This is a genomic window from Mesorhizobium sp. B283B1A (assembly GCF_020165735.1).
Taxonomy (GTDB): domain Bacteria; phylum Pseudomonadota; class Alphaproteobacteria; order Rhizobiales; family Rhizobiaceae; genus Mesorhizobium; species Mesorhizobium opportunistum.
Window position 1 is genome coordinate 23559 of sequence record NZ_JAIUIQ010000049.1, and the last position, 15350, is coordinate 38908.

Annotated in this window: 10 protein-coding genes; 6 read left to right on the forward strand and 4 right to left on the reverse strand. The window is 57.0% G+C overall.

Annotated elements, in window-relative coordinates; translation table 11 throughout:
* The first annotated feature begins 85 nt into the window (after positions 1-85).
* Both LB577_RS28740 and LB577_RS28745 read left to right on the forward strand, forming a co-directional pair.
* The gene (locus tag LB577_RS28740; protein ID WP_224689880.1) at positions 86-2560 is read left to right on the forward strand and encodes an FAD-dependent oxidoreductase; all 2475 of its coding nucleotides are present in this window, start codon (positions 86-88) and stop codon (positions 2558-2560) included.
* 194 nt (positions 2561-2754) lie between these two features.
* The gene (locus tag LB577_RS28745; protein WP_224689881.1) at positions 2755-4215 is read left to right on the forward strand and encodes an aspartate ammonia-lyase; all 1461 of its coding nucleotides are present in this window, start codon (positions 2755-2757) and stop codon (positions 4213-4215) included.
* Positions 4216-4488: 273 nt separating this feature from the next.
* Here LB577_RS28745 and purF read toward each other — a convergent pair whose 3' ends face one another.
* The 4 genes from purF to LB577_RS28765 form a co-directional block, all read right to left on the reverse strand.
* Positions 4489-5937, reverse strand: coding sequence for an amidophosphoribosyltransferase (gene purF, locus LB577_RS28750; RefSeq protein WP_224689882.1), 1449 nt, complete (start codon positions 5935-5937; stop codon positions 4489-4491).
* Positions 5930-6076: a hypothetical protein gene (locus LB577_RS28755; RefSeq protein ID WP_224689883.1), complete on the reverse strand. Its 147-nt coding sequence runs from the start codon at positions 6074-6076 to the stop codon at positions 5930-5932. The genes purF and LB577_RS28755 overlap by 8 nt, the downstream gene beginning before the upstream one ends.
* A gap of 125 nt (positions 6077-6201) precedes the next feature.
* Positions 6202-7347: a M20 family metallopeptidase gene (locus LB577_RS28760; RefSeq protein ID WP_224689884.1), complete on the reverse strand. Its 1146-nt coding sequence runs from the start codon at positions 7345-7347 to the stop codon at positions 6202-6204.
* Positions 7348-7386: 39 nt separating this feature from the next.
* Entirely contained in the window at positions 7387-8580 is a 1194-nt protein-coding gene (locus LB577_RS28765) for an aminotransferase class V-fold PLP-dependent enzyme (protein WP_224689885.1), read from the reverse strand.
* A gap of 282 nt (positions 8581-8862) precedes the next feature.
* Here LB577_RS28765 and LB577_RS28770 point away from each other — a divergent pair, with 282 nt between their 5' ends.
* The 4 genes from LB577_RS28770 to LB577_RS28785 all read left to right on the forward strand — a co-directional run bounded on the left by LB577_RS28770 (position 8863) and on the right by LB577_RS28785 (position 15288).
* Entirely contained in the window at positions 8863-9324 is a 462-nt protein-coding gene (locus LB577_RS28770) for an Lrp/AsnC family transcriptional regulator (RefSeq protein WP_126057703.1), read from the forward strand.
* An 802-nt stretch (positions 9325-10126) separates the two neighbouring features.
* Positions 10127-11545, forward strand: a complete 1419-nt coding sequence (locus LB577_RS28775; RefSeq protein ID WP_224689886.1) for an MmgE/PrpD family protein — start codon at positions 10127-10129, stop codon at positions 11543-11545.
* Positions 11546-11575: 30 nt separating this feature from the next.
* A complete protein-coding gene (locus LB577_RS28780; RefSeq protein WP_224689887.1) occupies positions 11576-12970 on the forward strand; it encodes an MmgE/PrpD family protein in 1395 nt (464 codons plus the stop codon).
* Between the two features lie 734 nt (positions 12971-13704).
* On the forward strand, positions 13705-15288 hold the full coding sequence (locus LB577_RS28785) for an ABC transporter substrate-binding protein (RefSeq protein WP_224689888.1): 1584 nt from the start codon (positions 13705-13707) through the stop codon (positions 15286-15288).
* Positions 15289-15350 lie beyond the last annotated feature (62 nt).

Genomic DNA, 15350 nt, shown 5'->3' on the forward strand with positions numbered 1-15350 from the left:
TAGCGACCTGCATAAGCTCAACATGGCCGAACTCGTCGAAACACCTTGCCGCTCCAGCTCCGAGTGAAACCGAACAAGGATACATATGATTACGAATCCGCCTTTCCGTCCTCGTGAAACAGCGACTCGCCACCACGAGATCCTCATAGTTGGTGGAGGGATCGCGGGAGCAAGTGTTGCCTTTCACCTTGCAAAGAACGGTAAGAAGGACGTCGCACTCTTGGAGCGCAACAGTCTTACCTCCGGTACAACTTGGCACGCCGCGGGTTTGATCATGCAGACGCGTGGGACCCACGCACTGACGGAGATCGCAAAATACAATGCTGAACTTTACTCCGCGCTGGAGGCCGAGACTGGCCAAGCCACCGGATTTAAGCGAAATGGCACGCTTGGGGTCGCCAGAACCAAGGAACGCCTATACGAAACTGCACGCAACGCCTCGATCGCCAAAAGTTTTGGCCTTGAGGCCAACATGATCTCGCCGAGCGAGGCGAAAAAACTCTATCCAGCGCTCAACGCGTCGATCATCGAAGGCGCAGTCTTTATCCCTGGTGACGGCCAGACCAATCCTGTCGACACATGCATGGCGTTAGCTCTTGGCGCCAAAAAGAACGGCGTAAAGATTTCCGAAAACGCAGAAGTCACAGATCTCTGGCGCACAGCAGACGGGCACTACCAGGTTCGAACTAATGACGGAGTTGTTGAAGCTGAAATTCTCGTACTTGCGTGTGGGCTTTGGACCAGAGAACTTGCGTCGAAGTTAGGTGCACGAATTCCGATATACGCGGCAGAGCACTTTTATGTAGTGACCGAAGCCATGGATTTCGTGACGCCCACCTTGCCAGTGCTACGCGACACCGACGGGCATGTGTATCTCAAGGAAGATACAGGAAAGCTCTTGGTTGGTGCCTTCGAGCCTTGGGGAAAACCTTTGCCGATGGGGAAGCTTCCGAAGGAAACGGCGTACATCGAGCTTCCTGAAGATTGGGACCACTTTGAGCTACCGATGACCAAAGCGATAGAGATTGTTCCTGATCTTGCGAACTGCGGCATTGCAAAGTTTTTCAATGGTCCTGAAAGTTTCACCCCTGACCTTCTGTTCATGATTGGTGAAGTCCCTGGATCGAAAAAACTTTTTGTTTCGACAGGTTATAATTCAGAGGGCATTGAATACGGAGCGGGAGCCGGACGAGCTCTGGCAGAGTGGATCATCGCCGGTGAGCCTCAGATGGATATCAGCTTCGTAGATGTCGCGCGTTTCCATCCCTTCCAGATCAACAAACGATATTTGCACGATCGCACAGCCGAAGTGCTGGGTCTGCACTATAAGATGCACTGGCCGGCTTACCAGTCTGAGACATCCCGAGGTGTCCGCAAAAGCGCTCTTCACGACCGGTGGGCGAGGCTTGGAGCTAGCTTTGGCGAAGGAATGGGATGGGAGCGTCCCATGTGGTTCGCAGGGGAGGGGGAATCGACTAAAAACGTCTACTCCTACGACGAGCCGAACTGGTTCAAATATACCAGTCAGGAGTGCAAAGCTGCCCGCAACAATGCCATCTTGTTGGACCAAAGCTCTTTCGGCAAACACTTGGTTCAGGGTCGCGATGCCTGCCGTTTCCTTCAGTGGCTTTGCGCTGGCAACGTGGATGTACCTGTGGGAAAGCTGGTATACACCCACATGCTCAATGAAAAGGGCGGGATAGAAACGGACATCACTGTAAACCGGTTGTCGCAGACAGAGTTCCTAATCATCTCGTCAGCGACCGTCCATCCTCGGGATAAGGCCTGGATAACAAAACACATTGCTGATGAATGGAATGTCACGGTCACTGATCTCACGTCTGGATACGCGGTCCTGTCATTGCAAGGCCCGCGATCGCGCGAGATCCTATCGCAGGTAACCGACGCAGATCTGGCGAATTCGGCGTTCCCATTCGCTACCAGTCAGGAAATCGATATCGGATATGCTCGTGTGATAGCCAACAGGCTAACTTATGTCGGAGAGCTTGGCTGGGAGCTTCATATTCCAACCGAGATGGCACAGCACGTGTTCGATGTTGTTTGGGAGGCCGGCCAGGCGTATGGCCTCAAGGCTGCAGGGTACCACGCGCTTGAACATCTGCGGTCCGAGCGCGCTTACCGAGAATACCAGCTCGATCTAACGCCAGTTGATACGTTGCTTGAAGCGGGGTTGGGATTTACGGTGGACTGGAATAAAGAGGGCGGATTTATAGGAAAAGAGGCATTGACGTCCCAGAAAAATGCCGGGCCACTTAAAAAACGACTGGTATCATTCAAGCTTCGCGATCCGAAGCCAGTCCTATTTCACGAAGAGCTTATCCGCTGCGACGGGAGGATTGTCGGATATATTTCCTCCGGCGTGAAGAGCTTTACCATCGGAACGTCAATCGGAATGGGATATGTAAACCACCCCGCTGGTGTCACGAAGGACTTGATCGAAAACAGTAGATGGGAAATCGAGATCGCCGGCAAACTCTACGAATGCGACGCGTCGCTCCGGGCGTTTTTCGATCCAAACGGGGATCGGGCTAAGCAATAGGTCGTGCGTCACCGGGACCATAGAGGGGGAGCGAGCTGGTTCTCTTCTATTCCCCCAGACGGATCCGCTCCGGAACTACGGAGGCCCACTATCGGACCGCTCGGCCGCAGAGGGGGCCATGACGAGGCTTTCGATGAGCTGCGAGTTGGAGGCTTCCAACTGCCTTGCGCCTCCGAGCCAACTGCGCCAGCCCAATGACTGAGGTAATTGCAGTGACGAAGGCTCCACAAATAGAGCGCATCGAGAAAGATCCGCTTGGCCCTGTAAGCATCCCGGTCGATGCTTATTATGGCCCGCAGACGGCCCGGGGCATCGCTAACTTCCCGATTTCGGGTATCAAGATCAGCCATTTTCCAAACTTCATCAAGGCGCTTGCCTACGTGAAAATGGCAGCGGCACGCGCCAACGCGGCGCTCGGCGATCTGGACAAGCAAAAGGCCGATGTCATCTGCCAGGTCTGTGCAGAAATCGCGGCGGGCAGACATCTTGCCGAGTTCCCGCTCGATGTGTTTCAGGGCGGCGCTGGCACTTCGACCAACATGAACATCAATGAGGTGATCGCCAACCGCGGCCTGGAAATCTTGGGACTGCCACGCGGACAATATGACCAACTGCATCCCAATAACGACGTCAACTTTGCTCAATCGACAAACGATGTTTATCCTACAGCGATCCGTCTTGCGATCCTTCTTTCACGTGGGGCATTGCAACGAGCTTTGGACCAACTCGCGAGTGAGTTGGAGGGCAAGGCGGGAACCTTTTCGGACGTGATCAAACTGGGCCGCACGCAGCTGCAAGACGCAGTTCCGATGACGCTTGGCCAGGAGTTTCAGGCTTTCGCGACGACGCTGCGCGAAGATGTGGCCCGTCTTGGCGAGATTGGCGCTTTCTTCCATGAAATCAATCTGGGTGGCACGGCGATTGGCACCGGCATCAATACGAACCCCGGCTATCAGGCGGCAGCTGTCGCCGAGTTGCGCGCGATTTCCGGCCTGCCCGTCGTCCCCGCCGGAAATCTGATTGAAGCCTGCTGGGATACCGGTGCCTTCGTGCTCTTCTCGGGAATGCTCAAGCGGACGGCCACGAAACTCTCGAAGATATGCAATGATCTGCGGCTGCTTTCCAGCGGCCCGCGTGGCGGCTTAAACGAAATCAATTTGCCAGCGCTTCAGCCCGGCTCCTCGATCATGCCCGGAAAGGTCAATCCTGTAGTGCCGGAAGTGGTCAATCAGGTCGCCTTTCAGATCATCGGTTACGATCTCACGATCACGCTCGCCTCCGAAGCGGGACAACTGCAGCTGAACGTCATGGAGCCGTTGATCGCTTACAATTTACTCCACTCGCTTGAGCTTCTGACCAATGCCGTCGATGTTCTGCGCACGAAGTGCCTCGTGGGCCTTACCGCCAATGCAGAGACTTGCCGCAGACATCTCGAAGCCAGCACCGCCGTGGCAACAGCTCTGACGCCCGTGATCGGGTATGATCGGGCGGCAGAGCTCGCAAAGCTAGTCTTGTCCTCCGGTAAAACGATCCGCGAAGTCCTGGCCGAGCAACCCGACCTTTCGGAGGAGCTCATCGCACGGGCCGCCGATCCGCACCTTTTGACCCGCCCCATGCGATCGCGACCGCCTTCACAACAGCGGGCCAAAGATTGATCGACTGATGTGCGCAGCGGCACTACGCCCTGACACCGACGGTGCATCTGTCGGCGAGCCGTGTTCGAACATACACCAGGGTTCGCTCAGAGGTGGTGCGGTCTTCGGGCTTCAGCTGATCGAAGTACTCTACCGCAGGAAGCCCGCATGGTTCCGGCCGAGTTCAACGTTACCGGGCCAGGTTGCTCTTCGGCTGACCACCCTTCACCTTCCGAGCAGGCAGTGCTTCGCGTTCATACCGGTCACGAAGCCGCTCCAACTGGCTAGCCAGATTCACTGTCCGCCTGCGCCGAAAGCCGACGAAGCCCGGTCGAGGAGGCGGGCCGGATAATCGGCAGTGAAGCAAGCGTCGCAGAATTGAGGCTGTTTGTTCTCGCGGGCCGTTTCGCCGAGAGCTCGATAAAGCCCGTCGATCGACAGGAAGCCGAGCGAATCGACACGGATAAATTTGGCCATTTCATCGAGCGACATATGCGAGGCCAAAAGTTTCGCCGTCTCGGGCGTGTCGACGCCGTAGAAGCATGAGGACCGGGTCGGCGGCGAAGCGACGCGCATATGCACTTCCTTCGCGCCGGCATCGCGTAGCAACTGTACGATCTTCTGGCTGGTTGTGCCTCGCACTACGGAATCGTCGACCAGCACGATCCGCTTATCCTCGATCATCCGGCGATTGGCATTGTGCTTGAGCTTGACGCCCATGTGGCGGAGGGAATCGGTCGGCTGAATGAAGGTGCGGCCAACATAGTGGTTGCGGATGATGCCGAGCTCGAAGGGCAGGCCGGCGGCTTGGGCAAAGCCGATCGCGGCCGGCGTGCCGCCGTCAGGCACAGGCACTACGATATCGGCATCGACCGGGTTCTCGATGGCGAGCTCGGCGCCAATCTTCTTTCTCACTTCATAGACGTTGCGGCCCTCGACCGACGAATCCGGACGAGAGAAATAGACATACTCGAATATGCAGAACCGCGGTTTCTTCGTTTCGAACGGGAACAGGCTCTCCACTCCCTCAGCGGTGACGATGGCCATCTCGCCAGGCTTCAGGTCTCGAACAAAGCGCGCACCGATGATGTCGAGCGCGCAGGTCTCTGAGGCCAGGATCCAGGCGCCGTCAAGTTCGCCCAGTACCAGCGGCCGGATCCCAAGCGCGTCGCGGCAGCCGATCATTTTTGTGGACGACAGCGCTACCAGTGAGAACGCACCCTCCAGTTGGCGAACCGCATCTAAGAAGCGCGAATTGACGTCCTTCCCGCTGCTGGTTGCAATGAGATGCAGGATCGTTTCGGTGTCCGAGGTCGACGAGAAGATCGAACCCTGCTTCTGCAGCGTACGCTGCAGCGTCATCGCATTGGTGATGTTGCCGTTGTGGGCGATGGCAAAGCCGCCGTCGGCCAACTCGGCGAAGAAGGGCTGTACGTTGCTCAGCCCGGGTCCGCCCGCGGTGGCGTAGCGGGTGTGGCCGATGGCGCGCGTGCCCTTCAGCCGGTCGAGGATCGGCTTCTTGGTAAAGGTGTCGCCGATCAGGCCGACATGACGTTCGACGTGGAACTGCGTGCCGTCATAGGAGACAATGCCCGCCGCCTCCTGGCCCCGGTGCTGCAGGGCATGCAGGCCAAGGGTGACGACAGTGGCCGCATCCCAAGGGCCAAAGATTCCGAATATGCCGCATTCATCATGAAAATGATCGTCGGCCTCCGCAGAGAAGAGTTTATCTGCCTCAAGCATCGGTCACGATCACTATCGGGAAAATAAGATTGCCGGTCGTCTTCGCCTGAATCCGATCATGAGCCCGCAGACGTTGGGTGCGAAGCACCCCGCAGCCAAAAGATCCGTTCCAAAGCGCCAGACGCTCAGTCATGATCATCCGGCATCACCATCATGTGAGTGGCTTCATACGGCTTGAAAATCGATCTTGGGGAAACGTAGTCCATTCCCGCGAAGCCGACGTCATCGCGGGACCTATCCCTGTGTATTGCGCCCAGATGGTCGCTAGTAGCTAAGCATAATCTTTTGGTAGATTTCGACCGCTTTGGTCAGTTGATCGATTTCGACATATTCGTTGGCAGTATGAGCCTGATCAATACTACCAGGTCCAAGAATAACGCAGGAAATACCCCCCAACGAGAGCTGACTCGCATCCGTCCCATATGGAACTCCGCGGTGCTGGCCCGTTCCGGCAACTTCAGCACATGCCTTTGCCGCTACTGCGGCGATCTTTGTTGCTTCCGCGCTCGGGGGGGCTGGATCTTCCAGAGCGGGTAGCAGCGAGCGCACCTTGATCCCATCGGGACCCTGGCGCAGGCCTTCCAGTATGTTCTCTACCTCCTGTAGCGCGTCTGCCGGTCGTTCTCCCGGTATAAGCCGCCGGTCGATCCACACGCGGCAGGATGGCGGTACCGTCGCCAATTCCGTACCCCCTTCGATGAGTGTAATCGTGAGCGTCGGGGGGCTAACCAGCGGGTGCGCGCGTTTGGACAGAGTTGCATTGATCTTGTCGAGTGCCAAGATAACCTTGGCCATTCCTGTGATCGCGTTCACCCCAAGATGGGGCTTGGAGCTGTGAGCGGGTACACCCTCCACTTCAACCTGCCAGCGGACCGAGCCCTTATGTGCAACGACAAGCTCCAAGTCAGTAGGCTCACCGACCACTGCGGCCTCGTAGGACACACCTGATTGAGCGATTTTTCGCGCTCCCTTCTTTCGGTATTCTTCGTCGACGCTTGCGCCTAGGACAATCGTGTATCGTGGCTTACGGTCCCCTAGAGTGCTAAGAGCCATGAGCATTGCCGCGAGCGGGCCCTTATCGTCACAACTTCCTCGCCCATAAATCCGACCATCCCGTTCGTCCGGCGAAAAAGGATCTGCCTCCCAATTATCAACCGGCACCGTGTCCATGTGGGATATGAACAGGACACGCTTATCGGGCTCCTGCCCAGGAACCCAGGTGAAGAAGTTGGCGCGGCCGTCGGTGACTTCCTGATATTCAAAAGGTAGATTTCGCTCTCGGCAGAAGGCCTCAAGGAACTCAGCGACCTTTTGTTCACCGCTCCCCTGTGCCGACGCTGAAGGGTTGATGCTCTCAATCTTTATGAGTTGTTTGAGAAGCTCAACCGTTTGTGTGCTGATGGACGACATGAATACTCCTATCCCTCCTTGAGAATGCAAGGCTTGCGGCTATGCCAGCCAGTTCTTTGCCAGGCCGACAACTCGGTCAGCCTCGTCTGCTGTGTTGTATAAATGTAGCGAGAAGCGCAGCATTCCCCGGCGTACTGAGGCGATCACCTGGTTTCTCAATAAATGCTCGTGCAGCGACTGAATGCGGCTATCTGCTTTTCCCGAACCAGGTGCTGGATCTCCGAGAGCAACAATACTTCCGGTGTGATCCCCTGGCGTTCCGCCGCATACGGGGAGCCCGAGGTCTAGGAGGCCCGACGCTAGTCGCCTTGCAACCGATGTAACGCTCTGTTCAATAGCGGGCGTGCCGATTTCCATCAGCTGTCCGATGGATGCGTGGACCGCTATGACGCCGGGGAAATTGAAATGGCCAATCTCAAAACGGGGCGCGCCGGCGTGCAATTTTACCGAATCGAATATTGGAGCCGACTCTGGTGCGTCGCCCAAATCGACACTAAAGCGGGCGAGGTAGGCGGGGCTTAGGCGATCCGCCCATTCCCGGCGGCAATATAGAAATCCCAACCCATAGAGGCCCATCAACCCCTTGTAAGATGAAGCCACCAAACCGTCGACGCCAAGCAGTTTGACATCCGTATGGAGGATGCCAACTGATTGGGAGGCGTCGGCCAAAAGAAAGGCGCCAAGACGCTTGCAAGCCTCGGCTATCGGCTCCATCACTGTCTTGAAGCCTGGCACCATTGTGACAGTCGATACTGTAACGACCCGGGTGCGCGAGTCGATTTGATCGATAGTAGCGGCGCACGGGATTGCGCCGTTATCAGATTCTACAATCCGCACCTCGACTCCATGCTTGTCCCTGAGTTGCAGCCAAGGAAGGATGTTGTTTGCGTGCTCCACTTGGCGGCACAGGACAACATTGTCTCCGGGCTTCCACGCAATCGCATTTCCGATTATATTAATGCCTTCTGATGCATTCTTCGTAACAGCGATTTCGTCCTTGTCGGCCCCAATAAATTGAGCAAATCTTGAGCGTGTTTGCTCGACAAGCTGCATCATTCCTTCTTCGTCATTCAAGCCGTTCAGTCTATTATCAAGGTGCTGATCCATGGACGTGCGGGTGGTTCTGGATATGAGTCCCTGATTTGCAACATCCATGTAAATGGCGCTTTTGGTCGCTGGAAATTCCCGCCAGAGGGCGTCCAAAGGAAGAAAATGGCTTGTCATGCTCGTCATCAGATCCGTGTTCGTGGGTAAAGGGCGCAAAACCTACTCGGGACGCCCATTTCTGCAGTTGTGGCAACGAAAATGCCTTGATTGAGAAGCCGTCGAGCTACCTTTGCGGGCGATCATACCATTCGGCCGAATTTATAAGACAAGAGGTTCCACCACCGGGAGGCACATGCCTTTCGCTGATCGGATCATTTTATGGGTTGATCCTTGTGGAACTCAGGCTAATATCGTGTGAGCCAAGCAGTTTTTCTGCGCAAACCTCTCCTTTTTTGCAGTGATCGTGAAATGGACCTAGATCGAGTTGATCGCAAGCTTCTCAACGCAGTGCAGCGCGACAATCGCCTGACGACGGCTGAATTGGGCGAACTTGCGGGCCTTTCTGCGACAGCTTGTCAGCGGCGACTGAAGCGACTGCGTGATGAAGGTGTGATCGAGGCTGACGTTGCCATAGTCTCGCCACAAGCCGTGGGTCGTCCCATGCTCATGCTGGCGTCGATCAGTCTCGAGCGTGAGCGGGTAGATATCATTGATCGGTTCAAGCAGGCGGTTCGGCGCACGCCTGAGATCATGAGTGCGTACTATGTGACGGGTGAAGCCGATTTCGTTCTCTTGATCTCTGTCCAGGACATGGCCGAGTATGAGGCATTTACCCGCCGATTTTTTCATGAGTCCGATATTAAAGCGGTCAAGACCATGGTCGTAATGGATCGGATCAAGGCGTCATTGGCTCTGCCTATTGAAGAATAAGGGCAGTGTGCCCCCACTTCGAGTTTACGCCGGCACCTTGCGGTCTAAAGCACTTCAACTTGATAGCCATCGCGGTTCGTCGGATCTAGGGCGGCTATTACCTCGACGCCTCATCAGACTGACCGCGAAACTCGCCTGTCGGCTGCGGCATCGATGACTTCGCTTTTTGTCGGCTACACTTGTAGGCTTTACGAACTGCGCCGGGGATCAGTGCCTCACCTGCGAACATCGTCCGGGGGGCGCTGCCCTGATCGGATGTCTCGCTGCAGATCAGCACTGGCACCGCATCCTCGAGAACCGCATTAGCATGACGTTGACCGGACGCCACCGCCACGTATTCGCTGGTGTGGAGATGTCCTATTGATTCTCCTCGAACCGCGGGTGCTCGAAACAAGCACGCAAACGTTGAGCACTCGCAGATGCCGGGACAGCCCGACGAAATCACTGGATGAGCGCTGCGCTTTTGGACATGCGCCTGAAGCGAGGTCGCGTATCTTCTTGGGGCAGCACTAAGGCGTACTTGGAACGAAAAGTCGGGTGTCCCCTGAGGTCCGGCAATCTTCTACACCTCCGTAGTCGGGGTTGCGCGCGCCACGGTAGAAAAACGCAGCTTTCCTGCTCGAAACCGGCATGATTTATGCAAAGCGCGTCCTTATCGGTCCTACATCTAAACAGCGCTGACAGCTTCGGCTTTGTTGAGAGGATGGATCGACACGAGATCGTCTCTCATCTGCCAGGGTCGAGGCAGCCGATCGACGGCTCGCGCTAGGGCTCTCGATCCAGATCGCTTGGAGGTATGGCAATGGACGCTACAACGCAACTCATTAGGCATGTTCTCAATTCCAATCTGGAGGCGATACCTGAGCAAGCGATAGAACGTGCGAAGCTTTCAATCCTTGACACGATCGCGTGCGCCATTGGCGGATCGAATGATCCTATCGCCCGCTTCTCTCGCGATTTGGGCGCGTTGTCGGGCGGCAGGCCAGAATGTACGGTTTGGATTTCCGGGGAGAAGCTGCCCGCCAGTTTGGCGGCCCTGGTCAATGCGACGACGGCCAGAGCCCTTGATTTTGATGAGACATATGAGCTCTGTATCAACGGTTGCCACGCAAGCGCCTATGATGTGCCGCCGGCGCTGGCGCTGGCCGAACGCGACCCTTCCATTACCGGAAGCGAATTGCTCTGCGCAGTCGCGACGGCCATAGATTTGCACGTGCGCCTTGCCCGCAGCGTCACGACCAACGCCATTGAGACAGGACGCGACAATATGGTCGCGGTCTGGGGCGCGACCGCAGTCAGTGCCAAGTTGCTGAGGCTTGACGAAGAAAAAACCCGCAACGCGTTCGGGATCGCTTACGCGCACGCTGCTGGAGAATTGCAAATGTACGAAGAGGCTGCTCACACAGTCTCGCTGCAGCAGGGGTTGCGGGCACGTGCTGGACTGGATTCAGCTTTATCAGCGATGGTCGGCTTCAACGGACCGCGGGATCCTTTCTTTGGGAGGTATGGCTTCTACAAAGCCTTCGAACCCGCCTACGATCTCAATCTGCTCATGGACAAACTCGGCAATGAGTATGTGAACGCGTTCATTAGCTTCAAGCCATGGCCGGCCTGTAAATGCGTACATCCTGCGATCGACGGACTTCTTCAATTGCGGCAGAGGCACAAATTCACTGGCGAGGATATTGTCTCAATCGAGCTGGGATTGAATCGTCTGGCAGAGGATTTTGTGGTCCAGCCACGCGATCAAAAATGGGATCCGAAAGATCCGGTCGTAGCGCGTTTCAGCCTGCCTTACGCCACAGCTGTCGCGGCCCAGCGCGGCGAAGTTGCAATTCGCGATTTTCTTCCCGATGCGCTTGGGGATCAGGCCGTTCGCCGGATCATGGCGCTCACTAAAATTGAAGTTGATCCGGAGATCGAACGCACGCACGGCCTTTATTCCAATTCGCCGGTGACGGTCAAAGTGAGATTAAATGGCGGAGCGGAACATTTCATCCGAGTCGACAAGGCATTCGGACACCCGGAAAATCCGGCTTCGCTCGCTGATGGTGTGCGGAAATTAAAAGCTTGTGCGGAGATGTCCATGGTCCCGTTTTCCGAGAAACAACTCGGGTCGATCAGCGACTTCATCAACCACCTCGATAAGCAACCCACGCTGGCACCGCTATTCGAGCTGTTAGTTGGCGGCAGGTATTTCCCGGGCGCATCTAATCACTGAGACGAGCTGATACCGAAATAGGCAATCCTTATGAACTCGAATGTTAACGGTGCTGCCTCTCTGTCTATGGCGATAGGAAGGTTTGTCAGCGGGCTTGAATTTGGCGCCCTGTCGCCAACCGATATTGTAACTCTGAAATTCGGGATCATGGACTGCTTGGCCTGCGTGATTGCGGGTGCAAGGGAGCCGGTAACCCGAATGGTGCTCGATACCGTAGTGCCAGAAGCCGGTAAGGATAAAAAAGCAACAGTTCTTGCCCATTCCGTTCATAGCACCGCGCTAGGCGCGGCGCTCGCCAACGGCGTGATGGCACACGCCTGCGATTTCGACGACGTAAGCGACCCGATGTGCGGGCACCCTACTGCGCCCGCACTCCCGGCGATTTTGGCGGCTGGTGAACTGACAGATAGTTCGGGCCGAGATGTCCTTGTCGCATATGCCGCCGCCATTGAAGTGATGACAAAGCTCGGCCACGTTGCTGGTTACGAGCTTTATCAGTCCGGTTGGCACGCCACTGCAGCACTCGGGGTGTTCGGCGCTGCCGCCGGAGCCGCAAAGATACTCGGACTTGACGCAGAACATACCGCTACCGCCATCGGTATTGCCACCTCCCGTGTGGCCGGTATACGTGCGAATATCGGCTCGATGGTAAAGCCGATGCATTGCGGTTTTGCAGCGAGGGACGGCCTGGAGGCGGCGCTTTTGGCTGCAGCAGGGGCCACCGCAAGTCCCAATGCGCTCGAAGGCACAAACGGCTTTCTTGGCACGTACATATCGCAGGGCGGGCGTTCCACCGAGGTCGCTTCGCTCCTCGGCAATCCGTTTGATATCCGAGAGCCAGGTATTGTCTTCAAAAAGTATCCCTCCTGCCTCGATACCCATTCGGCCATCGATGCTATTCTCGAACTACGCAATCGCCATAACATCCGACCTGAACGCGTAAGATCCATTCGATGCGTGCTTGCTCCGGGAGTGGGTGGTGACCTGGCGTACCATGCCCCGCAAACGCCTATGGAGGGCAAGTTCAGTATGGAGTTTTGTTCCGCGGTCGCGCTGGCGCAGGGGCGTGTATCTCTTGCCGAATTTTCCCAGGAAGTGGTCGATGATCCAGTCATCCAGCGGCTGATCAACATTTCAAAGCTCGACTTCGATCCCGAACTGACTAGCCCCAACCCGAGAAGCTTCTGCGCTGCGGCTCGGGTTGAAATCTCGCTTGAGGACGGGCGGGTGATCGATAAAACCGTGAAATACATGCGAGGCCATCCTGAGAACCCCATGGCGGCAGGTGAGTTTGTGTCCAAATTCAAGGACTGCGCAAGATCCGTGCTGAGTCCCGCCAACAGCGCCCGCGCCATTGCGACGATTGAGCAGATGGACCAGTTATCGGATCTACGCGTTCTCATGTCAGCTCTCGTTACCGACTGAAGAGGTTACTCGGCATCGGGTAAACCGTGTTTGTTGACCCGGCTGCGACGTCCGGGGGCAGACTCTTTTTGAGCCACCAACTCGTCGCTAGGCCCGAACCTTCGGCGGCACGTCGGCGCGAATGTCATCGGGATCGACCATTCGCTTCGGAGCCTAAGCCCGCCGGCAACGTCCAGCGGACTTAGCGATCTGCCTGCGCGCCGTGTTCGAAACGCGTTGTCTTTTTTGTCGAAGCGCGGAAAAGCCGGAACGGAGAAGCCACGGCAAGTGTTGTATTGATTCAATGCGGTCTGGCCGTATCAACGCCGAGGCCCGCTCCTTAATTGAGACATGCGACCACGCGCGTAAAACTACTAACAGACCCCGGAAGGGGCTGCGTCAAATTCAATTTCCATATTGGCAGCATCTAATCGCAAGATGGATGTCAGTCTCGCATTCCGCCGGGTCTCATCAAGTGTTCGTTCCCTGCTGCGCCGTACTCGGCGAGGCGCCACACGGGCACTGCAGCTAGGGCCGTAGCCAGGCCGTTGGCTTTGCCACCGGGATAGCGCGAGATCCACACTATGCCGTGCCGCAGTGGTGCTATTCTGCGTAGGGTGGCGCGAGAACGCCGAGTTCCTGCGTCAACGACGTTGAATTCTTGAAAATCGGCGCCATGGGCAATGATAGCGTTTCTCATGGCGGCCATGTTTTCGGCCACGCAAGGGAACAAACAAAGGTAGAGGAGAATATTAATGTCGCAGGAACTCGACTATTTAAGCCGCCGCTTCACTGCGGGCCGTCTGAGCCGACGTGAATTTCTCGGCCGCGCCGCGGCGCTCGGCCTCAGTGCCACTTTCGCCAACTCGCTTATTGCCGGCGCCGCGATGGCGCAGACGCCAAAAAGGGGCGGGATTCTGAAGGCCGGCCTCTCAGGCGGCGCGGCAACGGACACCCTCGACCCTGCGAAGGCGCTTGAGGCGATTTCCTTCTTTGACAAATGCTGGGGCGAGTATCTTGTGGCGCTCACGGCCGATGGGGAACTGGAGAACCGCCTTGCCGAGGAGATCGGCTCGTCCAAAGACGCCAAAGTGTGGACCTTCAAGATCCGTCAGGGCGTCGAGTTCCACAATGGCAAGACCGTGACGGCGGAAGACGTTGTGGCGACGCTGGAGCGCCATTCCGACAAGGAATCGAAATCTGGCGCGCAGGGCATCTTAGCTGGCATCGAGAGCCTCAAGACCGATGGCCATGACGTCGTCGTCACCCTTAAGCAGCCGAACGCCGAGCTGCCCTACCTCATGCAGGACTATCACCTCGTCATCCAGCCCAACGGCGGCAAGGATAACCCGGCTGAAGGCATCAGCGCGGGTCCGTACAAGGTGGCTGTCAACCAGCCTGGGGTCCGCCACGGCGGCGAGCGCTTCGCAAATTTCTGGCAATCCGACAAGATGGGTTTCGCTGACCAGGTCGAGGTCATCATTATCAATGACCCCACAGCGCGCGTTTCCGCGCTGCAGGCCGGCCAGGTGCACATGATCAGCTCGGTCGATCCAAAGGTCGTGGATCTGATCAAACGCGTGCCAAACCTGAAGGTCGAGACGGCGTCGGGGTCCGGCCACTATGTTTTTAATATGTTCTGCGACACGGCGCCCTTCGATAACCAGGATCTGAGGATGGCGCTCAAGCTCGCGGTGGACCGTCAGGAGCTGGTCGACAAGATCCTGCGCGGCTACGGCACGGTCGGCAACGACTTTCCGACTAGTGCGTCCCAACCGCTCTTCCCCGAGGGCATTGAGCAGCGCGCCTTCGACCCGGACAAGGCCAAGTTCCACTATCAGAAGTCGGGCCACAGCGGACCGATCCCGCTCAGGGTCTCAGAGGTTGGCTTCCCGGGCGCCGTCGACGCCGCGCAACTCTTCCAGCAGAGCGCGGCCAAGGGCGGCATCGCCATCGAGGTCAAGCGTGTGCCGGGTGATGGCTACTGGTCCGAAATCTGGAACAAGCAGCCCTTCTGCGCTTCCAACTGGGGCCCGCGACCTACGCAGGGCATGATGTATTCAACCACTTATCGATCGACGGCGCCCTGGAACGACACGCACTTCTTCAACGAGCGGTTCGATAAGCTGCTCATCGAAGCGCTTGGCGAACTCGACAAGGACAAGCGTAAGAACCTCTATCGCGAGATGGCAATCATCGTTCGCGACGAGGGCGGTACGATCATCCCGATGTTCTACCAGTCCATCGACGCGATCTCCGACAAGGTTGGCGGCTACGTCGGACGGGTCGGGTCGCTGATGAACAGCTATGCCTTGACGCAGTGCTGGCTCGAAGCCTGAACGGAGTGCTTATCGCCTCGCCCGTCACGAGAGGGAGGTTGGGGGGGGGGGGGGGGGGGGGG